At 67.7% G+C, this 21192-nt stretch carries 14 protein-coding genes; 7 read left to right on the top strand and 7 right to left on the bottom strand.

Annotated features, from left to right (window positions below):
• Positions 1–47: 47 nt before the first annotated feature.
• Complete coding sequence (locus AC5P7F_RS17200) at positions 48–767, top strand: response regulator transcription factor (protein ID WP_014645826.1); 720 nt, start codon at positions 48–50, stop codon at positions 765–767.
• Entirely contained in the window at positions 764–2233 is a 1470-nt protein-coding gene (locus AC5P7F_RS17195; protein WP_032959213.1) for a sensor histidine kinase, read from the top strand. The genes AC5P7F_RS17200 and AC5P7F_RS17195 overlap by 4 nt, the downstream gene beginning before the upstream one ends.
• Here the strand turns inward: AC5P7F_RS17195 and AC5P7F_RS17190 are convergent.
• Entirely contained in the window at positions 2230–3576 is a 1347-nt protein-coding gene (locus tag AC5P7F_RS17190; protein ID WP_032959211.1) for an ATP-binding protein, read from the bottom strand. The genes AC5P7F_RS17195 and AC5P7F_RS17190 overlap by 4 nt on opposite strands.
• Positions 3573–4262: a winged helix-turn-helix domain-containing protein gene (locus AC5P7F_RS17185; protein WP_014645829.1), complete on the bottom strand. Its 690-nt coding sequence runs from the start codon at positions 4260–4262 to the stop codon at positions 3573–3575. The genes AC5P7F_RS17190 and AC5P7F_RS17185 overlap by 4 nt, the downstream gene beginning before the upstream one ends.
• 349 nt (positions 4263–4611) lie before the next feature.
• Here AC5P7F_RS17185 and asnB point away from each other — a divergent pair, with 349 nt between their 5' ends.
• Positions 4612–6513 carry an asparagine synthase (glutamine-hydrolyzing) gene (gene asnB, locus AC5P7F_RS17180; protein WP_495204187.1) on the top strand — a complete coding sequence of 634 codons (1902 nt, stop codon included), beginning with the start codon at positions 4612–4614 and terminating at the stop codon, positions 6511–6513.
• A 921-nt stretch (positions 6514–7434) separates the two neighbouring features.
• Here the strand turns inward: asnB and AC5P7F_RS17175 are convergent.
• The gene (locus tag AC5P7F_RS17175) at positions 7435–7782 is read right to left on the bottom strand and encodes a phasin family protein (protein WP_014035870.1); all 348 of its coding nucleotides are present in this window, start codon (positions 7780–7782) and stop codon (positions 7435–7437) included.
• Positions 7783–7899: 117 nt separating this feature from the next.
• Positions 7900–8262, bottom strand: a complete 363-nt coding sequence (gene queD, locus AC5P7F_RS17170; RefSeq protein ID WP_014645831.1) for a 6-carboxytetrahydropterin synthase QueD — start codon at positions 8260–8262, stop codon at positions 7900–7902.
• 192 nt (positions 8263–8454) lie between these two features.
• Here queD and AC5P7F_RS17165 point away from each other — a divergent pair, with 192 nt between their 5' ends.
• Entirely contained in the window at positions 8455–11094 is a 2640-nt protein-coding gene (locus tag AC5P7F_RS17165) for a TonB-dependent receptor domain-containing protein (RefSeq protein WP_164110309.1), read from the top strand.
• A gap of 74 nt (positions 11095–11168) precedes the next feature.
• Entirely contained in the window at positions 11169–13763 is a 2595-nt protein-coding gene (locus AC5P7F_RS17160; RefSeq protein WP_046428692.1) for a M14 family zinc carboxypeptidase, read from the top strand.
• A gap of 558 nt (positions 13764–14321) precedes the next feature.
• Here the strand turns inward: AC5P7F_RS17160 and AC5P7F_RS17155 are convergent.
• Positions 14322–15737, bottom strand: a complete 1416-nt coding sequence (locus AC5P7F_RS17155) for a DEAD/DEAH box helicase (RefSeq protein WP_046428694.1) — start codon at positions 15735–15737, stop codon at positions 14322–14324.
• A 910-nt stretch (positions 15738–16647) separates the two neighbouring features.
• Between AC5P7F_RS17155 and AC5P7F_RS17150 the strand changes: the two genes are divergently transcribed.
• Both AC5P7F_RS17150 and maiA read left to right on the top strand, forming a co-directional pair.
• The gene (locus AC5P7F_RS17150; RefSeq protein WP_046428698.1) at positions 16648–17637 is read left to right on the top strand and encodes a fumarylacetoacetate hydrolase family protein; all 990 of its coding nucleotides are present in this window, start codon (positions 16648–16650) and stop codon (positions 17635–17637) included.
• 14 nt (positions 17638–17651) lie between these two features.
• Entirely contained in the window at positions 17652–18320 is a 669-nt protein-coding gene (gene maiA, locus AC5P7F_RS17145) for a maleylacetoacetate isomerase (protein WP_032957926.1), read from the top strand.
• Between the two features lie 44 nt (positions 18321–18364).
• Here maiA and AC5P7F_RS17140 read toward each other — a convergent pair whose 3' ends face one another.
• On the bottom strand, positions 18365–19825 hold the full coding sequence (locus AC5P7F_RS17140) for a UdgX family uracil-DNA binding protein (RefSeq protein WP_046428706.1): 1461 nt from the start codon (positions 19823–19825) through the stop codon (positions 18365–18367).
• Positions 19806–21089, bottom strand: coding sequence for a putative DNA modification/repair radical SAM protein (locus AC5P7F_RS17135; RefSeq protein WP_046428709.1), 1284 nt, complete (start codon positions 21087–21089; stop codon positions 19806–19808). Before AC5P7F_RS17135 ends, AC5P7F_RS17140 begins: the two co-directional genes overlap by 20 nt.
• Positions 21090–21192 lie beyond the last annotated feature (103 nt).

Below are 21192 nucleotides of genomic sequence, written 5' to 3'. Positions count from 1 at the left end.
TCCCGCGCCACAATGCAGCCAGCCTCCCCACTGGCCCTGAGCTGCCGATGTCGACCAAACGCGTGCTGATCGTTGAAGACGATGCCCACATCGCCGACCTGCTGCGCATGCACCTGGGTGATGAGGGCTACGACGTCGCCCATGCCGCCAGCGGCGATGCCGGCCTGCGCCTGCTCGAGCAGGACGGCCCGTGGGATGCGCTGGTGCTGGACGTGATGCTGCCCGGCGTGGACGGGCTGCAGGTGTGCCAGCGCGCACGCGCGATGGCGCGGTATGTCCCGATCATCATCATCAGCGCGCGCGGCAGTGAAACGCAGCGCATCGTCGGCCTGGAACTGGGCGCGGACGATTACCTGGCAAAACCCTTTTCGATGCCGGAACTGGTGGCACGGGTACGTGCGCTGCTGCGCCGCGCCGAGGCGATGGCGCAGAGCGCGCGCATCGATGCCGGCGCGATCGAGCTGGGTGGGCTGCAGCTCGATCCGGTCGCGCGCACCGCTTCGGTGGATGGCAACACGCTGGAACTGACCCCGCGCGAGTTCGACCTGCTGCTGTTCTTCGCCCGTCATCCGGACCAGGTGTTCGCGCGCATGGAACTGCTCAACCAGGTCTGGGGCTACCAGCACGATGGCTATGAGCACACGGTCAACACCCACATCAACCGCCTGCGCAGCAAGATCGAACCCGACCCGGCCAACCCACGGCGGTTGCTGACGGTGTGGGGCCGCGGCTACAAGCTGGTCGACCCGGCCGGGGCGGCGGCATGATCAAGCCGAACCTGTGGCAGAAGCTGGCGGTGGTGACCGCCGCGCTGATGCTGATGTGCTGCATGGCGCTGCTGGCACTGCAGATGCGTGCCAACACCCGCCACGAGCAGGAAGTCGTGCAGCGGCTGTCGCTGGGCCTGGCCGAACATATCGCCCAGCGCAGCGAGCTGATGGACACCAGCGGCATGCGCGATGCCGCGGTGCGCGCGCTGTTCGGCCAGCTGATGGCGGTCAACCCCAGCGTCGAGGTCTACCTGCTGGACGACCAGGGCCGCATCCTCGGTCACGATGCACCCAGTGGACATCTGGTGCGCAACCGGGTGGATGTGGCGCCGTTGCGTCGCCTGCTGGCCGGTGCACCGTTGCCGATCCTCGGCGATGACCCGCGCAGCGCCGATGGCCGCAAGGTGTTCAGCGCTGCACCATTGATCGTGCAGGGCCGGCCGGCCGGCTATGTGTACGTGGTGCTGGTCGGCGAGCATCGGCAGATGCTCGCCGACGATCTTGCCGCCGGCAGCCAGTGGAACACCACGCTGTGGTCGGTGGTGCTGGTCGGCAGCCTCGGCCTGTTGGCCGGGCTGGTCGCGTTCTACTGGGTGACGCGTCCGTTGCGGCGGCTGACCCGGCGGATCCAGGCCTTTGACATCGATGCGCCGACGCCGCTGCCGCCGCCGGAGCCGCTGCGCGCTGGTGAGCGCGACGAACTGGTGATCCTGGAACATGCGCACGCGCAGATGGCGCAGCGGCTGGGCGAGCAGTGGCAGCAGCTGCGCCAGCAGGATCTGCAGCGCCGTGAACTGGTCGCCAACATCTCGCACGACCTGCGCACGCCGTTGTCGTCGCTGCACGGCTACCTGGAAACGCTGGCGTTGAAGGACGCCACGCTGTCACCGGATGAGCGCCGCCGCTATCTCGGCATTGCGCTGGCACAGAGCGCCAAGGTCGGCCGGCTGGCGCGCGCGCTGTTCGAACTGGCGCGGCTGGAGCACGGCGAAGTGCGGCTGGAGTGGGAAGTGTTTGCGCTGCCGGAGCTGCTGCAGGACGTGCTGCAGAAGTTCGAACTGGCGGCACAGGCGCGTGGCCAGCAGCTGCACGCGGCGTTTCCGCCCGGCCTGCCGCTGGTCCGTGCGGACCTGGGCCTGGTCGAGCGGGTGCTGACCAACCTGCTCGACAACGCGCTGCGCCATGCACCCGAGGGTGGCCAGATCGAGGTGCGCCTGCGCGCGACCGCCGACAGCGTGGAGGTCTGCGTCGCCGATGATGGCCCCGGGGTAGCCCCGGCGCTGCGTACCCAGCTGTTCCAGGCACCGGCCGCGCTCGGCGCGCGGCGTGGCGACAACGGCGGATTGGGCCTGTTGATCGTGCAGCGCATCGTGCAGTTGCATGGCCGCCGCATCGAACTGCGCGACAGCGAACGGGGCGCGCTGTTCGTGTTTGCCTTGCCGCGCGCGGAAACGGCGGTCTAGCAGGCTGCCTCGGCCTCCACGACACCGCCGGTTTCCAGCGGCAGGTGCAGGCGGATGCAGGCGCCGCCCAGCGCCGAATCGGTCACCTCGACCTGGCCGCCATGCTTGTCGGCCACCACCTGCACCAGCGCCAGCCCGAGGCCGAAGCCGGGGCTGCCCGGGTCCAGCCGCACATAGGGTTGCAGCACCTGGCCGCGCAGTTCCGGTGCGATGCCGGGGCCGTCGTCCTCCACCTGCAGGCACAGCCAGCCGTCATTGACCGTGCTGGCGATGCGGATCTGCCGACGCGCGTAACGCAGCGCATTGCCGAGCAGGTTGCGCAGCGCCAGTTCCAGCATGTGCCGGTTGACGTTGACCAGGCCCACCGGCGACAACGCCTGCTGCACCGGCATCGGCAACGGTGCGAACTGGGCCACCACGCCGCGCACCAGCGCCGCCAGCTGCAGGCGCTGGCGGGTCAGCTGATGGCAGCGGCCCAGTGCGGCGTATTCGACGCCGGCATCGGTGAGGTGCTGCAGCCGATCGACGTCGGTGCGCAGCCCGCCCAGCGCATCGCGCTGCACATCGTCGAGCGCAGTGTCTTCCAGGTCGGCCAGGCCGAAACGCATCCGTGCCAACGGCGTGCGCACCTCGTGCGCGACCGCCTGGGCCAGCACGCGCTGGCTTTCCAGCAGCTGCTGCAGCTGCTCGGCCATGTGGTTGAAGGCGTTGGCCAGCGGCCGCACCAGCGCGGTGCCGGCGCGCGGCGCACGCGTGTCCAGCTGGCCGTCGCGCATGCGGCGGGCCGCCTGGGCCAACTGCGAGACGTCGCGCCACAGCCGGTACACCATCACGTACATCGGCAGTGCCACCGCCACCATCAGGATCAGCAGCAGGATCGCCACACCGGATACTTCGCTGTCCTGCCAGCCTTCGTCCGGCAGCGCCTCGTCCAACGGGCCCAGCATCACGGCGTAGTCGCTGTCGCCGATCCGCTGCAGGCTGCGCATGTGCTCCAGATCGATCTGTACGCGGCCGTTGTTGAACGGCGGGCGCTGGCTGGCCGGCAGCGCCTTCACCGCCTCGGCCAGCGGCACCATGCGCAGCGCGTAGGCGAAATCGGCGTCGAGTTCGCGCGCCAGTGCCGGCCACTGCTCGCGCGGGGTTTCGGCGAAGCGATGCTGCAGCAGCGCGTGCGTGCCGCGCATCTCGGCCTGCAGGCCGGCTTCGGTGCGGTCTTCCAGCAGGGCGTCCCAGGCCCACAGGCCCAGCACGATCAACAACAGGTGGGCGACCAGGAAACCGATGCCGTAGCGCAGGAAATGGAAGGCGTGGCCGCGCATCGCCGACGGTGTGCGTTTCATCCCCATGCCGAGCGGCTGAACAGGTAGCCGCGGCCACGGACGGTCTTGATCCGTTCCGGCTGCTCCGGGTTGTCGCCCAGCTTGCGGCGCAGGCGCGAGATGCGGGCATCGATTGAGCGGTCCAGGCCATCGAAGGCGATGCCACGCAGGCCGCGCAGCAGCGCGTCGCGGTCCAGGATCTGGCCGGCATTGCTGGCCAGCAGGAACAGCAGGTCGAACTCGGCGGTGGTCAGCTCCAGCAGGCTGCCCTGCAGGTGCACGTTGCGGGTGGACGGGTCGATGCTCAGCTCGCCGAAGCGCAGGCTGCCGTCACGCGGTTCGACCCGGCGGTGGCGGCGCAGGTGGGCGCGCAGGCGGGCCAGCAGCACCCGCGGTTCGATGGGTTTGCCGATGTAATCGTCGGCCCCCAGTTCCAGGCCCAGCACCTGGTCGATGTTGTCGGTACGGGCGGTCAGCACGCAGATGATGCCGTCATAGTGGGGCCGGATCTGCCGACACACTTCGAAACCATCCTGGTCGGGCAGGCCCACATCGAGCAGCACCAGGGCCGGCTTCTCCGCCAGGATCCGGGCCACGGCGCGCTCGCCGCTGCGCTCGTGGGCCACCTGGTAGCCATGCCGTTGCAGGTAGTCGCTGACCATCGTTCCCAGGCGGGCATCGTCTTCGACCAGTACGATATCCAGCATTTCCAAGGCCTCCGTGGGCGCAAACGTACCGCCACGGCACGAGCGCGGCGATGCTATCCCAGCCTTCGGGCCACCCGGGTCCCGGGGGCGGGCGCCATTCAGCCGGGGTTGCTGGCGCGCGGGCCGGGTCTCAGTCCCGGCAACAACTTGGCGGCCAGCATAGCCTGTTGCTGTTACAAAACGTTACCTTCGTGATACGGCTGGTGACGATCGCTGACAGCAAAGCGACTGACGCCGCGCGCCCCCCCCCCGAGCATGGAGTCTCCTCCGCTCCGCGTGCCGTCCCCATGTCGCCCGCCGCCCCCTGCCTGCCGAACCTGTCCCGCCGCTGCCAGTGCGGAGGCTTCCGATGAGCGGCGTGGTCGGGGCCTGGCTGCCGCCCGCCGAGGATGAGCAGCTGCTGCAGCAGCTGGCCCCGATGCTGCGCGCGCTGCAGCAGCGTGGGCGTGGCCGCATCGGCTACTGGACCGACGCCGAGGCCGGCCTCGCGCTGGGCCATTGCCGGGCGCCGACCGATACACCGTTGCAGCCGCTGAGCTCGGACTGCGGTCGCTACGTGCTGTGCCTGGACGGCCGCCTGTACAACCGCGGCGACCTGCAGGCGCAGCTGCGCGATCTGCCCCGCAGTTGCAGCGATGCGCGGCTGCTGCTGCAGGCGATCGTCGAATGGGGCGTGCAGCGGGCGCTGTCGCGCATCGAAGGCGCCTTCGGTTTCAGCGTCTGGGACCGGGAGTCGCACGTGCTGTGGCTGGCCCGTGATCCGGTGGGCGAGCGGCCGCTGTATTACGGCTGGTACCAGGGCCAGTTCCTGTTCGCCTCGGAGTTGAAGGCGCTGCAGGCCTTCGCCGGCTTCGCGCCGAGCATCGACCAGGATGCCCTGAGCCTGCTGCTGCGCCACGACTATGTGCCGGCGCCGCACACCATCTACCGTGGCATCCACAAACTGGTGGCGGGCGCGATGCTGCGTATCGATCTCAGCGACCATGCCGCGGGTTGCTCCAGCCAGGCCGCGCAGGGGGGCGCGCGTTACTGGTGCGCACGCGACGCGATGCAGAGTGCACTGCAGGAGCCGCTGCAGCCAGCGCCGAGCCTGGAACAGGCCACCGACCAGCTTGAAGCGGTACTGCAGAAGGCCATCGCTTCACGCATGCACTCGCCCCTGGCGTGCGGCGCGTTCCTGTCCGGCGGCACCGACTCCTCGCTGGTGACGGCGATGATGCAGGCACAATCGACCCTGCCGATCGAAGCGTGGACGGTCGGCTTCGACGATCCGGGGCATGACGAGAGCGACTGGGCGTCGCAGGTCGCGCGCCATCTGGGCGTGCAGCACCACCTGCATCGCATGGACGCGCGCCAGGGCCTGGACCTGCTGCAGCGCCTGCCGCAGGTCTGGTGCGAGCCCTTCGCCGACGCCTCGCAGCTGCCGACGCTGCTGGCCAGTGAACTGCTGGGGGCGCGCAAGCCGGTGGCACTGACCGGTGACGGTGGCGATGAACTGTTCTTCGGGCATCCCAGCTATGGCCGCGCGCTGCGCAATGCGCGCCTGTGTGGTGGCCTGCCGGACTGGGTACGCGACCTGGCGCGGCGCAGCGGCAACCGCATGAACGTCGAGCGCGGCCGCCTCGGTGGTTGGCGCGCCCTGGTGGCCGAGGTGGCTGCCAATGATGTGGAAGGCCACTACCTGCAGCGCGTGACCCGCTGGCGGCAGCCGGCGCAGGTTGTGCTGGGCGCGCGCGAACCGGTGACGATCTTCCAGCAGCAGGACACGGCGCTGCCGGCCGAGGCGCGCATCCAGCTGCTGGATTTCCGCATGGACCTGGCCGAGGGCATCCTGGCCAAGGTTGATCGTGCGGGCATGGCGGCGGGCGTTGAAACCCGTGCGCCGCTGCTGGACATGGAGGTGGTGCGCCTGGCCTGGCGGCTGCCGCAGCACCTGAAGTACCACGATGGCGAGCACAAGCTGATCCTCAAGCACCTGCTGGCGCGCTACCTGCCGGAACCGCTGGTGTATCGCCCCAAGCGCGGCTTCGGCCCGCCGATGGCCCGCTGGCTGGCCGGTCCGTTGCGCGACTGGGCGGAGGCGCTGCTGGATCCGCAGCTGCTGCGCAATCAGGGCTGCTTCGATGTGGCGCGCGTGCGTGGTGTCTGGGAGGCGTTCCTGCGGGGCGAGCGCAAGTGGCACACGCACCTGTGGAACGTGTTGATGTTCCAGGCGTGGTACCAGCACTGGCACGGTGGTCGCGGGCGCTGAGCCGTTCCTGCATCGCGTGCGGCGGGTTCAATCTGCCCTGCGTTCGGAGTTCGTCGGCGCCTCATTGAAGGCAGATTGTTCGCAGCCTTACCCACCGCAAGCCGAGCCTCGTCGGGGCGGGCAGGGGGTTGGGCAAAGTAAAGGGGGAGGGGCGGCCAACGGCCGGCGCCGGGGGACATTTGCCCAGGCCCCTGCCTGTCTCGGCGGGGCCCGTCAGTTCGCGGGGAATCGGGACAAAGACATGCGTGCGGCGGGTTCATTCTGCGTGGCGCCGGGCGGAGGCCCTTGCGTACGAATGTCCTCCGGCGCCGGCCGTTGGCCGTCACCTCCCCCTTTACTTCGCACGCAAGGGCCTCCGCCCGGCGTTCGGAGTTCGCCGGCGCCTCCTTGAAAGGCGGCCGCGAGCGCTGTGATCTCCTCGCCGGAAGCCGAGCCTCGTCGGGGCGGGCAGGGCCCATCGGTTCGCGGCGGATCAGGACGAAGACATGCGTGTGGCGGATGCATTCTGCGCGGCGCAGGGCGGAGACCCTTGCGTACGAATGTCCCCCGGCGCCGGCCGTTGGCCGTCACCTCCTCCTTTACTTCGTACGCAAGGGCCTCCGCCCTGCGTTCGGAGTTTGTCGGCGCTTCCTTGAAAGGCGGCCGCGCGTGCTGCGCTCTCCTCACCGCACGCCGAGCCTCGTCGGGGCGGGCAGGGGTCTGGGCAAAGTAAAGGAGGAGGTGACGGCCAACGGCCGGCGCCGGGGGACATTTGCCCAGACCCCTGCCCGCCCCGGCGGGGCCCTTCAGCCTGCAGAGACGTCGCACGAAGACGCGCTTCGGTATCCAAACGACAAGCAAAAAAAGACCCGGCAGAGGGAGGGATCTGCCGGGTCCGGATTGCGTGGGGGGAGGGACCCACGCAATGAGTGTTGCGTCGCGTCAGTGGTTGTTCGCGTCCGCCGTTGATTCGTTGTAGCCCTGCACCAGTTCGGACCAGGCCTTGCTGGCCTGCAGGCCGAGACCGACCACGTCCTGCTGGGCCTGGCCCAGCCGCTGCAGGTTGTCCTGCCACAGCTGCGCGCCCTTGGAGAGCGTCCCGGCCGCATCCTCGCCGCGGGCCAGTTCACCCAGCCAGCCGCCGGTCGCAGTCAGGTTGCGCTCCATCACCTTCAGCTGCACGCCGAACATGCTTTCCGCGTTCTCCAACGCCAACCGGTTCGCGCGCGTTGCCGCGGCGGCGAGCTGGCGGGTGGCATCACTGAAGCGATCGCTGAAGGCGGCGGCCATGGGGGCGTCAGGGAGTGGCTTGATGCGTTGCAGCATACGCCCTTGATGCGGCAATGCAACAAAAATAACAAAGGCGCCCAAGGCGCCTTTGAAACACCTTTCAGATCAATGGGTTGATCAGGCAGTGGGGCCGCGGTAACGGCACCCCGACGTGCAGGTTTCGTGCACGGTGATCTCGCTCAGCGCCGGCAGGCCGGGCTTGAGCTCGTTCCAGATCCACACCGCCAGGTTCTCGCTGGTCGGGTTCTCCAGGCCGGGGATGTCATTGAGGTAGTGATGGTCCAGGCGGTCGTAGATCGGCTGGAAGGCCGCCTTCACGTCGCCGAAGTCCATGATCCAGCCGGTCTGCGCCCCCGGCTCGCCCTCGACCTTCAGTTCCACCCGGAACGAGTGGCCATGCAGGCGCGCGCACTTGTGCCCCGGCGGCACGTTGGGGAGGCGGTGCGCCGCCTCGAGCATGAAGACTTTGAAGATTTCCATGGCGCGATTGTACGCCGCAGGTGGCCGGCCATCCTGAGCGGATGTTGGGCTTTCGTGAAGTAACTCTTTCCATCCGGATGAAGAGATGATAGTTTCTCTTATATCCGTATGAAGAGATGTTATTGGCCGGACCCCGGCCAGGCATGGACTACTGCGGAACTACGTCGCCCTTTCCACCTCCCCCACATCGTCATGCCCAAGCACACCCTGCTCGTGGCGGCCCTGGCCGTCGCTCTGGCCGCGCCTTTGTCTGCCGCCGCCGAAACCTCCGCCGACGCCAGTGGCGAAGCCAGCACCCTGGCCGCCGTGCGTGTCACCGGTTCCAACATCAAGCGCACCGATACCGAGGCCTCCAACCCGGTGCAGGTGATCGGCCGCCAGCAGCTGGAACAGACCGGCAAAGCTACCGTGGCAGATGTGCTGCGTTCGATCTCGGCCAACACCGGCAACGCCAGCAACGAAACCACCAACAACGGCTGGGCCTCCGGCTCGGCCGGCATCGGCCTGCGCGGCCTGTCGCAGAAGAACACGCTGGTGCTGCTCAACGGCCGCCGCCTGGCCAACTACGGCTTCCCGGCCGGTGGCCTGTCCGATACGTTCGTTGATCTCAACGCGCTGCCGCTGGTCGCGGTCGAGCGCATCGAAGTGCTCAAGGACGGCGCCTCGGCGGTGTACGGTTCCGACGCCGTGGCCGGCGTGGTCAACATCATCACCCGGCAGAACTTCGAAGGCGCCGAGATCGGCGGCAGCTTCGGCGGTGCCGACCAGGGCGGCCTGCACGAGCAGAACCTGAAGTTCGTCGGCGGCCTGGGTGATCTCGACACCGATGGCTACAACATCCTCTTCAGCCTGCAGGGTTACAACCGCGAACGTCTGGACCAGGACGAACGCAACCTGACCAGGAGCGGCATCTACACCGACAAGCCCGGTGGCCGCTGGAACGGCTGGTCGGCCAAGGGCGCGCGCTACCTGGTCAACGGCGTGTCGGTGCCGATGCTCGACGCCAACGGCAACTGCCCGGTCGGTACCACCCGCGTCGCCAGCGCGCCGATCGACGGCCTGGCCGGCGACACCTGCGGCTTCAACCAGGCCCCGTTCACCACGCTGATCCCCTCGACCAAGCGCTACCAGGCCTATGCCAACGGTACCTTCCGCCTGAACGACAACGTCGAAGCCTTCGGCGAAGTGCTGTACAGCCAGATCAAGAGTGCCGCGTGGTTCGGCAGCAGCCCGTTCTTCACCCTGGAGAGCGGCCGCTTCGCATTGAACGCCAACAGTGGCCTGGCCGAACCGGTGTCGTCGCTGCTGCCGGCCAACAATCCGTACAACCCGTACGGCCGTGCGATCCCGATCGAATACACCTTCTTCGACCTCGGCGGCACGATCAAGACCAACCGTTCCACCGCCTATCGCGGCGTGTTCGGCCTGCGTGGCACCACTGCGAACTGGGACTGGGAAGTGTCTGCATTCGGCGCACGCAGCAGCGAGCGTGAGAGCGTGTCCGGCGGCTTCGCCAATCGCTGGGCGCTGGCCGATGCGCTGGCCACCGGCAGCTACAACCTGCTGAATCCGGCGGCCACGCCGCAGCCGGTACGTGATTCGATCAACATCGCCACGCTGCGTCCGGCCGAGTCCAAGCTGCAGGGCGTCGACGCCAAGATTTCCGGCAGCCTGGGCCACACCTGGGCTGGCGAGATCGGCTTCGCCGCCGGTGCCGAGTGGCGCCGCGAGAAGCTCGATTCCAACAACCCGTGGCAGATCGATGCCGGCCTGCAGGTGCGCCCGGCCATCGCCGAAGTACATGGCCAGCGCCAGGTCAGTGCCGCCTACGCCGAAGTGAACGTGCCGCTGGCCTCGACCCTGGAACTGTCCGCCGCCGCGCGTGCCGATCACTACGATGATTTCGGCGATGCGTTCTCGCCGAAGATCGGCCTGCGCTGGCAGCCGCTCGATTTCCTGCTGGTGCGAGCCTCGGCGTCGAAGGGCTTCCGTGCACCGTCGCTGTCGGAGAACTCCAACAGCACCAGCATCGCCTACGGCAGCGTGGCCGACCCGCGTGATCCGGACGTGCCGGGCTCGCGCCAGAATCCGACCTTCTTCACCGTTGGCAACAACGCACTGAAGCCCGAGCGCACCAAGAGCGTGAACTTCGGCGTGGTGCTGTCGCCATGGGCCAACACCAACCTGAGCGTGGACTACTACCGCATCCAGCTGGACAACCTGGTCGGCACCAACAACACCCAGACCCTGGTCAACGACAACGTGGCCGGCGCCGTGCAGCGCGACGAGCGCGGCAAGCTGCAGGCCGTCTACAACCGCTACCAGAACCTGAGCGAGCTGAAGACATCAGGCATCGACGTCGAGCTGCGCCAGCGCATCCCGACCGCTGCGCTCGGCGACTTCACCGTGTCCTCCGCCTACACCCACGTGCGCGACTACCGTCGCCCGACCGTAGTCGGCGGCCCGCTGGTCGACTACGCCGGCAGCAACCTCGGCGCGACCCTGCCCAAGGACAAGGCCACCACTACCCTGGACTGGAAATACGGCGACTTCAACGCCGCGGTGACCTGGTACTACACCAGCAGCTACCGCCAGGAGGCCAGCACCGCCGCCAAGGCCGTGCAGCAGCGCGTCGGCAGCTACAGCCAGTACGACCTGTACCTGGCCTACACCGGCATCGACAAGCTGACGGTGTACGCCAAGGTGCAGAACCTGGCCGACAAGACGCCGCCGTACGATGCCTCGTTCCCGGGCATCCGCGCGCCGTACGACTTCAGCCAGTACGACCTGCGCGGCCGCTACTTCACGCTGGGCTTCGACTACCGCTTCTGATCCACCCGCTGCGACCGGTCTCCCCAAGGGACCGGTCGCGCGACCGCCTGCCGTTGTGTTCCAGGGGAGTCACTGTGTCCTTGCATCGTCGTGCCGTTCTTCCGTTTCTGCTTGCCGCCGCCACCGCACTGTTCCAGCCGCAGCCGGTACAGGCACAGAGCACCTACTTCTTTCCGCAGGCTGCCGATGCAGCGGCGTTCGATACCGCCGTGCCCACGCCGGAGCAGTTCCTCGGCTATCCGATCGGCAGCCGTTACACCCGGCACGACCAGCTGGTGGCGTACTTCCAGGAACTGGCCCGGCGCTCGGACAGGATCAGCGTGCGCGAGATCGGCCGCAGCTATGAGGGCCGCCCGCTGTTGATCGCCACTGTCACTGCCGCAGGCAACCACGCGCGGTTGGAACAGATCCGCCAGCAGCACGCGACGCTGGCCGATCCGGCGCAGCCGCGCAGTGCGGCGGGCGACAGCCCGGTGGTGGTGTGGCTGGGATACAGCGTGCATGGCAACGAGACCTCCAGTGCCGAGGCGGCGATGCTGACGGCTTACTACCTGGTGGCCAACCGCAGCGCCGAAACCCAGCAGTGGCTGCAGCAGGCGGTGGTGCTGTTCGACCCGGCGCAGAATCCGGACGGTCGCGATCGTGCCGCCAACTGGCACAACGCGTGGGCCTCCGATCCGGCCTCGGCCGACCCGGCCGACAAGGAGCACGTCGAACCGTTCCCGCAAGGGCGCACCAACCACTACTTCACCGATCTCAACCGCGACTGGCTGGCGCTGACCCAGCAGGACTCGCGGCCGAAGGTGGAGGTGTTCCACCAGTGGTACCCGAACGTGCAGATCGACTTCCACGAAATGGGCAAGGACAGCACCTACTACTTCGAGCCCTCGCCGAAGAGCATGCACAGTCCGCTGATTCCCGCGGCGTCGTACGAATTCAACAAGACCCTGGCCAGGTACCACGCGCAGGCGCTGGATGCGCTGGGCTCGCTGTACTACACCGGCGAGAACTTCGACAACTTCTCGCCGGTATACGGCTCGACCTACCCGGACTTCCATGGTGCCGTCGGCGTGACCGTCGAACAGGCCAGCTCGCGCGGCCGCGTGCAGGAATCGGTGAATGGCCTGCTGACGTTCCCGTTCACCATCCGCAACCAGGTCGCCACCGGGCTGGGCACGGTGCGTGGCGCAGTGACCGAGCGCAGCGGCCTGTTCGACCTGCAGAAGCAGTTCTTCCAGAGCGCGCTGAAGCAGGCCGCACAGCAGCCGGTGAAGAGCTTCGTGTTCGGTGATGCGCATGACCCGGCACTGACCCGCCGCCTGCTGGAACTGTTGCTGCTGCATCGCATCGACGTGCGCGCGCTGGATCGTGCCGTCACTGTCGATGGCCAGCGCTTCGATGCCGGCAGCGCCTACGTTGTGCCGGTCCAACAGGCGCAGTTCCGCCTGGTGCATTCGATCTTTGCCGAGACGCCGCCGATCAAGGGTGATGTGTTCTACGGCAGCACCAGCTATGCAATCGCACCGGCCTACGGCGTGGCCTTCGCCGGTAGCCGCAGCCGTATCGAAGGCGGTGCACGCGTGACCGCGCTGCCGGCGGCGCAGGGCGCGGTGCTGGGCAGCCAGGCCGGATTCGCCTACGTGATCGACTGGCGCGACTACAACGCCGGGCGCGCGCTGGCCGCACTGCAGGGCAAGGGCGTGAGCGCACGTGCAGCGTTCCAGCCGTTCACCACCGCGACCGCGCAGGGCGAGGTCAGCTTCGCCGCCGGCAGCCTGGTGATTCCGGTGGCCGGGCAATCGCTGCAGGGCGCAGCGCTGCTTGAGGCAGTGACGTCGGCCGCGCGCGAGGCGGGTGTGCACGTGCACGCATTGCCCAGCGGCCGCAGCCGCGAAGGCATCGACCTCGGCAGTGACGGCGTCAAGGCGCTGCGCAAACCCACGGTCGCGCTGGTGATGGGCGAGGGCGTGGCCGCCACCGAGATCGGTTCGGCGTGGTTCCTGCTCGACCAGCAGCTGCACCTGCCTGCCAGCAAGCTGGACCCGCAGCAGCTGGGCAAGGTGCCGCTGGACCGCTACACCACGATCGTGCTGTCCGGCGGCACCTACACCGGCATCGATGCCACGGCGGTGGCCGCACTGAAGCGCTGGGTGCAGGCCGGAGGTTCACTGGTGACCTACGGCAGCGCCTCGAAGTGGGCGATCGAACAGAAGCTGGCCGACGGCGAGAAGCTCGGCAAGGAAGAAGAGACTGCCGACGAGAGCCGCCGTGCGTTCGGCGACCAGCGCGACATCGCCGCGATCGAGCGGGTCAGCGGCAACATCCTCAGTGCCGACGTGGATACCAGCCATCCGTTGGCGTTCGGCGTGCCGCGCCGGCAACTGGCGATCAACAAGGAAAACACGGTGACGCTGCAGCCGAGTGCGAACCCGTTCTCGACGGTGGTACGCATCGACGCGCCGCCGCGGGTGAACGGTTACTTGTCCGAGCGCAACCGCACGCGGGTGGCGGGCAGCGCGTGGCTGCTGGTGTCGGCGCAGGGGCAGGGTAACGTGGTGCTGTTCGCCGATGATCCGGCGCATCGCAAGTACTGGCATGGCACGGACCGGCTGCTGATCAACGCGATCTTCTTCGGGAATCTGGTGAATCCGAGTAAAGCGCGGGGTTGAGGGTTTGCGCGCCTTGATTGATGCGTGTGGGGGAGGGCGGGCGGGCTGCGCAGGACACGCCGTAAACCCGTCCTTGGGGGCTCGATGGCGCCATCCTTGGCGCCAACGGTCCTGCGCAGCCCGCCCGGCCTCCCCAAGACAGTTTCCAGCGGGCGCGGACGCGTCAGACCCCAAGGCGGGAGCGAGGGCAAAAGCAAAAGCAAAGCCAGGAATTGCGACTTCGGCTTTTGCCTTTGAATTTGAATTTGAATTTGAATTTGAATTTGAATTTGATCTTTCTTCTCCCGGCTACCCGGCGGGACAAGAAGGCGCAGGCAATGCTTGAAGCGGATGGGCATGGGGGCAGCGCAGAACCGTTGGCGCCATGGATGGCGCCATCGAGCTTACATGGACGTATTTACAGCGTGTTCTGCGCTGCCCCCATGTCCATCCGCCCTCGGTACTGCCACCGCGTGCTTTGTCACCCGGTAGCCAGCAACAAAAAAGGACGGCGCGTCAGCGCCGTCCCTCGGTAAGAAGCCCCCGCGCAGCGGGAAGCACCCTCCCTGTCAGCTGGGATCAGCCGGCGCGACCGCCGCCGTTGCCACCCTGGCCGCGACCACGGCCGCCACCATTGCCGCCACCGCCACGGCGCTGGCCCTGACCCGCGCCCGCACGCTGCTGGCCGTTGCCGCCGCCCTCGCGACGGCCACCACCGGCCTTCTTCGGGCCGGCATGCGCATGGCGCGGCGCATCGCCGTGCGGACGGCGTGCGTGGCTCTTGCGCGGCGCGCGCTCACCGGTATCGTGCTCCGCCTTGCCCGGCGCACTGTTGCCCCAGCGGATCGGCGTCTGCAGCTCGAAGCCCGGCACATCGCGGATGTCCATGTCGCGGCCCAGCAGGCGCACGATCGCGCGCAGCAGCTTCACTTCATCCTGCGCCACCAGCGAAATCGCCTGGCCGGTCGCGCCGTTGCGGCCGGTGCGGCCGATGCGGTGCACGTAGTCCTCGGCCACCATCGGCAGGTCGAAGTTGATCACCTTCGGCAGCTCGTTGATGTCGATGCCGCGCGCGGCGATGTCGGTGGCCACCAGCACGGTCACGCGGCCGGCCTTGAAGTCACCCAGCGCACGCAGGCGCTGGCCCTGGCTCTTGTTGCCGTGGATCGCCGCGGTCTTGATGCCCGACTTTTCCAGGAAGGTGGCCAGCTTGTCGCTGCCATGCTTGGTGCGGGCGAACACCAGGGTCTGCTCGCGGCTGTCCTGCGCCAGCAGGTGCAGCAGCAGGTCGCGCTTGCGGCCGGCGTCGACCGGATGCACGCGGTGGGTGATGGTTTCGGCCACGGTGTTCTTCGGCGTCACCTGGATCTGTTCCGGGTTGCGCATGAACTCCAGCGCCAACTGGCGGATGTTGTCCTCGAAGGTGGCCGAGAACAGCAGGGTCTGGCGGTTCTGCTTCGGCAGCTTGGCCAGGATGCGCTTGATCGACGGCAGGAAGCCCATGTCGAGCATGCGGTCGGCTTCGTCCAGGATCAGCACTTCAATGCCGGACAGGTCGACGCTGCGACGCTCAAGGTGGTCGATCAGGCGGCCCGGGCAGGCCACCAGCAGGTCCACGCCACGGCGCAGGATGTCCAGCTGGTTGCCCATGCCGACGCCGCCGTAGATGCAGGCGCTGGGGATGCGCAGGTACTTGCTGTAGCCACGCAGGCTGTCATGCACCTGGGTGGCCAGCTCGCGGGTCGGGGCCAGGATCAGCGCGCGCGGCTTGCGCGGGCCGGCACGTACCTCCTGCGAGGCGGTGCCCAGGTGCTGCAGCAGCGGCAGGCCGAACGCGGCGGTCTTGCCGGTGCCGGTCTGTGCGCCGGCCAGCAGGTCGCGACCGGCCAGCGCCAGCGGGATCGCCTGCTGCTGGATCGGGGTCGGGTTTTCGTAGCCCTGCTCGGCGAGCGCGCGCAGCAGGAAGGGCGCCAGGCCCAGCGATTCAAAAGACATTGAGTTTGCTCCAAGTACAAGAAACGCCTGTCCGAGCGGACAGACGGGGGCAGATCAAACTGATCGGCTGACTCGGAGCGTTCCCGTGAACCGCGCTGCGAGAATTGGGTGCAGCCGGCACGAAGCGCAGGCTGGAATGCGTGACGAACGGCGTCGGAGTGGGGGCGGGCGAAGAGGGCGGACCCTGGTCGCCGGCGATCCCGGAGGGAAACGGACGGCCGCTGCAGACCCTGCAAGTCTAAACGATGTTCGAGACTTCGCGCAAAAAGGCCTGTTCAGGTAGGGGGTGTCTGCAGGGCTTGCAGCCCTGCACCCGCGGAGGCCAGAGCCACGTCAACGTCAAAAGCTGGCTTCCTGAGGGTTGGCGGGGTGGGTCCGGTTGAGGGGGGCGCCGTAAACCCATCCATGGGGGCTTGGTCGCGGCATCCATGCCGCTCACACCCCCTCAACCGGACCCACCCCGCCTTCGACAGTTTGCTGCGGTCTGTCGGAAATGCTCTTGGGGCCAGATCCGTTTTCCGGAGGAAAACGGATCTGGCCCCGGAATTTCATTCGATATCTGACAGATGTGCCGACCAACGGTCGGCACCCACCAACAGCCGCCGCGGGGATCTGTCGGGGGTAGGGCGGTGTGGGTGGGCAGGACCGTTGGCGCCATGGATGGCGCCATCGAGCCCCCATGGACGGGTTTACGGCGTGTCCTGCCGGCCCACACCGCCCCGCCCAACCAGCAGAAAGCCAGAGCCGCTTTTGACGTTGCCGTTGCTGTTGCATTGAGCAGGTGCAGGGCTGCAAGCCCTGCCGAACCCCCCACTACGGTAGGGTGGGCCGATGCCGCGCTGCAGCTTGGCGTCGCCGCAGATTTGATTACACTTGAAACTTGTTTGCCCACGACTCCGGACACCCACCCATGAAGCTTGGTTCTTTGAAGGAAGGCGGCCGCGACGGCACCCTGATCGTCGTCTCGCGTGACCTGCGCCACGGCGTGCGCGCCACCGGCATTGCCGCCACCCTGCAGCAGGCCCTGGAGGACTGGAGCCACATGGCACCGCGCCTGAACGCCCTGTACGAATCGCTCAATGCCGGCGATGCCGATGGCGTGTTCGACCTCGACCCGCAGGCACTGGCCGCGCCGATGCCGCGCGCCTATGAGTTCGTCGATGGCAGCGCCTACCTGCCGCACGTCGAGCGCGTGCGCCGTGCCCGTGGCGCCGAGGTGCCGGAGAGCTTCTACACCGATCCACTGATGTACCAGGCCACCAGCGCCGGCTTCTACGGCCCGCGCGATGCGGTCAAGGTGGTCAGCGAGGACTACGGCATCGACCTGGAAGCGGAGATCGTGGTGATCACCGACGACGTGCCGATGGCGGTGACCCCGGAACAGGCAGCCGGTCATATCCAGTTGGTCGGCCTGGTCAACGATGTCTCGCTGCGCAACCTGATCCCGGGCGAGCTGGCCAAGGGTTTCGGCTTCCTGCAGTCCAAGCCGCGCTCGGCGCTGTCGCCGGTGTTCGTCACCCCTGACGAGCTGGGTGCCGCGTGGCAGGACAGCAAGGTGCACCTGCCGCTGCTGACCCACATCAACGGCCAGTGGTTCGGTGCGCCGGAAGCGGGCGTGGACATGCAGTTCAATTTCGCCCAGCTGGTTTCGCATGCGGCCAAGACCCGTCCGCTGGTCGCCGGCACCATCGTCGGCTCGGGCACCATCGCCAATGAAGACACCAGCAAGGGTGCGTCGTGCTTCGCCGAGCAGCGCGTGGTCGAAACCCTGCGCGATGGCAAGCCGAGCACGCCGTTTATGTCGTTCGGCGACGTGGTCCGCATCGAGATGCTCGATGCCGCCGGTAACAGCATCTTCGGTGCGATCGAGCAGCGCATCGAACAGGCGGCCAGGCCCTGAGCATGGAGGCGGCCATGGAGATCCCGGTCGACGACGGCATCGTGCTGTACACCTACTGGCGATCCAGCGCCGCCTACCGCGTGCGCATCGGTCTGGAGCTGAAGGGCCTGGCCTGGGAGGCCCGGCCGGTGCATCTGGTGCGCGACGGTGGCGAGCAGCACCGGGATGCCTATCGGGCGCTCAACCCGCAGCAGCAGGTGCCGACCCTGCTGCATGAGGGGCATGTGCTGACCCAGTCGCTGGCGATCCTCGAATACCTGGACGAGCGCTTTCCGCAGGTACCGCTGCTGCCGGCCGACGCCGCCGGCCGCGCGCGGGTGCGGGCGCTGGCCCAGCTGGTGGCCTGCGACATCCACCCGATCAACAACCTGCGGGTGATGCAGTACCTGGAGCGCGATCTGCAGGTGCCGGCCGATGCGCGCACGCAGTGGACCCTGCACTGGATCGCCGAGGGCTTCGCGGCGATGGAAGCCCTGCTGGTCAACAGTCGTGACACCGGCGCCTTCTGCCATGGTGACCGTCCCGGCCTGGCCGATATCTGCCTGCTGCCGCAGCTGTACAACGCCCACCGCTTCGGCCTGGACCTGGCACCGTACCCGACCCTGCGCCGCATCGAAGCGGCCTGCCAGGCAGTGGATGCCTTCGACCGCGCACGCCCGGAAAACCAGCCCGACGCCGCCTGAAAAAAAGGGGACGGAGGGGATTAAGTCGTATATGCACTTACGACTTAATCCCCTCCGTCCCCTTTCTGCCGCAAACGGGCCAGGTCATCGCGGAACACCCGGTAGGCTTCCTCGCGGCGCGCATCGTCGGTCTGCCGCAACACCCATGCCGGGTGCACCGTGGCGTAGCCGCGCGTGCCGTCCTCGAGGGTGTGCCAGCGTCCGCGGTCGCGTGCGAGGTCGAAACCACGACCGAATACCGAGGCTGCGGCTGTCGCGCCGAGGCATACGATCACCTGGGGCCGCACGCGTGCGATCTCACCCATCAGCCAGGGGCGGCAGGCCTGGATGTGGCGGCTTTCCGGCCGCTTGTGCAGCCGCACCTTGCCGCGCCGCTCATGGTGGAAGTGCTTCACCGCGTTGGTGAGGTACAGCTGGACGCGATCGATTCCCAGTTCCGCCAGTGCGCGGTCCAGCACCTGGCCGGCAGGTCCTGCGAACGGCTGCCCGCGCAGATCCTCGGTATCACCGGGCTGCTCGCCGATCACCATCACCCGCGCATCGGCAGGCCCCTGCCCGAACACGGTCTGCGTGGCCTGCTCCCATAGCGGGCACTGGCGGCAGGCAATGGCCTGTCCGCGCAGATTGTCCAGGCTGCTGGCATCGGCTGCCGGCGCCGCAGCGTTCGCACGCGGGGGAATCCTGCGTTGCGGTGCCTGTGCCGGCCGGTCATGCATTTCCTGCACGCGGTCGGCCGCGTCGCGCACCAGGCGTGGCAGCAACTGTGCTTCAGGCAGGTGGCGCCAGTACTTGGCCGGCATCTCCTGCATCATCATCCGTGTGTTGAGTCGCGCCGGATTGAAGATGCTGGCGTAGTAGGTCTGCCACAGCGACTCCCGTGCATCCTCGGCCGGGGCATCTTCGCGCCGTGCACCGGGGCCGAAGGCAAGCGCCTGCCCATCCCAGGCGACGCTGCGCGAAGGGGTCAGGATCGCCCAGCGCATGCCGGTGAAGCGGCGCGCGAAGAACGGCGCGACCCGGTCGACGATGTGGTGTTGCGGCTCGAACCAGGCGATGAACGCATCGGGCTGGCCAGGTACCTCGCGGAAGCGCACGAATGCCTTCATCTTGTGCGTGTCACGGCGGACGGCCTGGGCGAGGGCTGTCGCGCGCAGGACATCGGCGTCGGCGGGGTTGCCCAGCACTGATCGCTCGCCATGGGCGATGCGCCACAGCAGGCGATACAGCACGGCCAGGCGCTGGGGATCGCGATGGCACAGGCAGGTGGCCGCCAGCTCCAGGAAGTCACGTGGAACGTTGGGTGCACCGGCATCGGCAAGCATCGGCGCCTGCTGCACGGCCGGCGCATCCAGCAGCGACGTGTCACTCCCTTCCAGCCAGTCCAGCTGCGGCGGGGCAACGCCGCGCAGCAACGCTTCGCGCGCAGCATCGCGCCAGGCCTGCAGCGACCACGGCGGATCCACCCGCAGCGACCAACGCTGCGCGTCAGGACGCAGACGGGGCATCGAAAAGCGAACCCTGGCGCGGCGGCGGGGCCAGCTGCGCGCGCAGCGCCGCCGGATCATCCAGTGCTTTGCGCGGGTGATGGTCGGCCAGCAGCACGAACGGCAGCAGCTTGCTCATCGGTGCCTTCAGGCGCGCGATGTCGGCCACGCGCAGCCGCCCGTGGCGGCGTGCCATCAGCACGCGCTTGACGTTGCGCACGCCAAGGCCGGGCACGCGCAGCAGCATTTCCTTCGGTGCCCGGTTCAGATCGACCGGAAAGCGCTCGGGATGGCGGATCGCCCAGGCCATCTTGGGGTCGATATCCAGGTCGAGCATGCCGTCCTGGGTGGTGTCGGTAATCTCCTTCACACCGTAACCGTAGAAGCGCAGCAGCCAGTCTGCCTGGTAAAGGCGATGTTCGCGCTGCAGCGGTGGCGGCTGCAGTGGCAGCTGCCGGCTGGCGTCCGGAATCGGGCTGAATGCGGAGTAGTAGACCCGGCGCATGCGGTAGTTGCCGTACAGACTGTCGGCGCTGGCCAGGATCTGCTGGTCGTTTGCCCCGTCCGCGCCGACGATCATCTGGGTGCTCTGCCCGGCCGGTGCGAAACGGGGAGGGCGCGGGCGAACACTGCGACTGGCCGTCGGCGCCACCACTGCGGGGGCCTTGCGAGCTTCCCTGGCTTCCTCGATGCGCCAGCGCAGTTCGCCCATCGCGCCACGGATCGAATGCACCGTCTTCTCCGGTGCCAAGGCGCTCAGGCCGGCTTCGGTCGGCAGTTCCACGTTGATGGACAGGCGGTCCGCATAGCGCCCGGCACTGGCCAGCAGTTCCGGCGAGGCCTCGGGAATGGTCTTGAGGTGGATGTAGCCGGCGTAGCGGTGTTCTTCGCGCAGCTGCCGGGCCACTTCCACCATCTGCTCCATGGTGTAGTCCGCATTGCGGATGATGCCGCTGGACAGGAACAGGCCCTCGATGTAGTTGCGCTTGTAGAAGTCCAGGGTGAGCGTGACCACCTCGTCCACGCTGAAACGCGCGCGGGCCACGTTGCTGGAGACCCGGTTCACGCAATAGGCGCAGTCGTAAATGCAGAAGTTGGTCAGCAGGATCTTCAGCAATGAAACGCAGCGGCCGTCGGGCGTGTAGCTGTGGCAGATGCCCATGCCCTCGGTACTGCCGATACCGCCACTGGCGCGCGAATCGCGTTTGCCCGAGCCGCTGGAGGCGCAGGACGCGTCGTATTTGGCGGCGTCGGCCAGAATGGCCAGCTTGCGGATGGTTTCCATTGAGGAAACCTACGGATGAGGGGTCTCATTGGATGAGACCGCCCATGAACGCTTCAGAAAAAAGGGGACGGAGGGGATTAAGTCGCAAATGCACAAACGACTT

This window comes from Stenotrophomonas sp. YJH_SMC_105-26 (assembly GCF_059368915.1).
Note: the sequence above shows the minus strand (reverse complement) of the source record. Positions and strands in the feature narration are given on the sequence as shown.

What these genes read in the sequence shown, in the direction of transcription:
- AC5P7F_RS17200 (WP_014645826.1), top strand. Translation starts at nt 48, where the DNA reads ATGTCGACCAAACGCGTGCTGATCGTTGAAGACGATGCCCACATCGCC.
- AC5P7F_RS17195 (WP_032959213.1), top strand. Translation starts at nt 764, where the DNA reads ATGATCAAGCCGAACCTGTGGCAGAAGCTGGCGGTGGTGACCGCCGCG.
- AC5P7F_RS17190 (WP_032959211.1), bottom strand. Translation starts at nt 3,576, where the DNA reads ATGAAACGCACACCGTCGGCGATGCGCGGCCACGCCTTCCATTTCCTG.
- AC5P7F_RS17185 (WP_014645829.1), bottom strand. Translation starts at nt 4,262, where the DNA reads ATGCTGGATATCGTACTGGTCGAAGACGATGCCCGCCTGGGAACGATG.
- asnB (WP_495204187.1), top strand. Translation starts at nt 4,612, where the DNA reads ATGAGCGGCGTGGTCGGGGCCTGGCTGCCGCCCGCCGAGGATGAGCAG.
- AC5P7F_RS17175 (WP_014035870.1), bottom strand. Translation starts at nt 7,782, where the DNA reads ATGGCCGCCGCCTTCAGCGATCGCTTCAGTGATGCCACCCGCCAGCTC.
- queD (WP_014645831.1), bottom strand. Translation starts at nt 8,262, where the DNA reads ATGGAAATCTTCAAAGTCTTCATGCTCGAGGCGGCGCACCGCCTCCCC.
- AC5P7F_RS17165 (WP_164110309.1), top strand. Translation starts at nt 8,455, where the DNA reads ATGCCCAAGCACACCCTGCTCGTGGCGGCCCTGGCCGTCGCTCTGGCC.
- AC5P7F_RS17155 (WP_046428694.1), bottom strand. Translation starts at nt 15,737, where the DNA reads ATGTCTTTTGAATCGCTGGGCCTGGCGCCCTTCCTGCTGCGCGCGCTC.
- AC5P7F_RS17150 (WP_046428698.1), top strand. Translation starts at nt 16,648, where the DNA reads ATGAAGCTTGGTTCTTTGAAGGAAGGCGGCCGCGACGGCACCCTGATC.
- maiA (WP_032957926.1), top strand. Translation starts at nt 17,652, where the DNA reads ATGGAGATCCCGGTCGACGACGGCATCGTGCTGTACACCTACTGGCGA.
- AC5P7F_RS17140 (WP_046428706.1), bottom strand. Translation starts at nt 19,825, where the DNA reads ATGCCCCGTCTGCGTCCTGACGCGCAGCGTTGGTCGCTGCGGGTGGAT.
- AC5P7F_RS17135 (WP_046428709.1), bottom strand. Translation starts at nt 21,089, where the DNA reads ATGGAAACCATCCGCAAGCTGGCCATTCTGGCCGACGCCGCCAAATAC.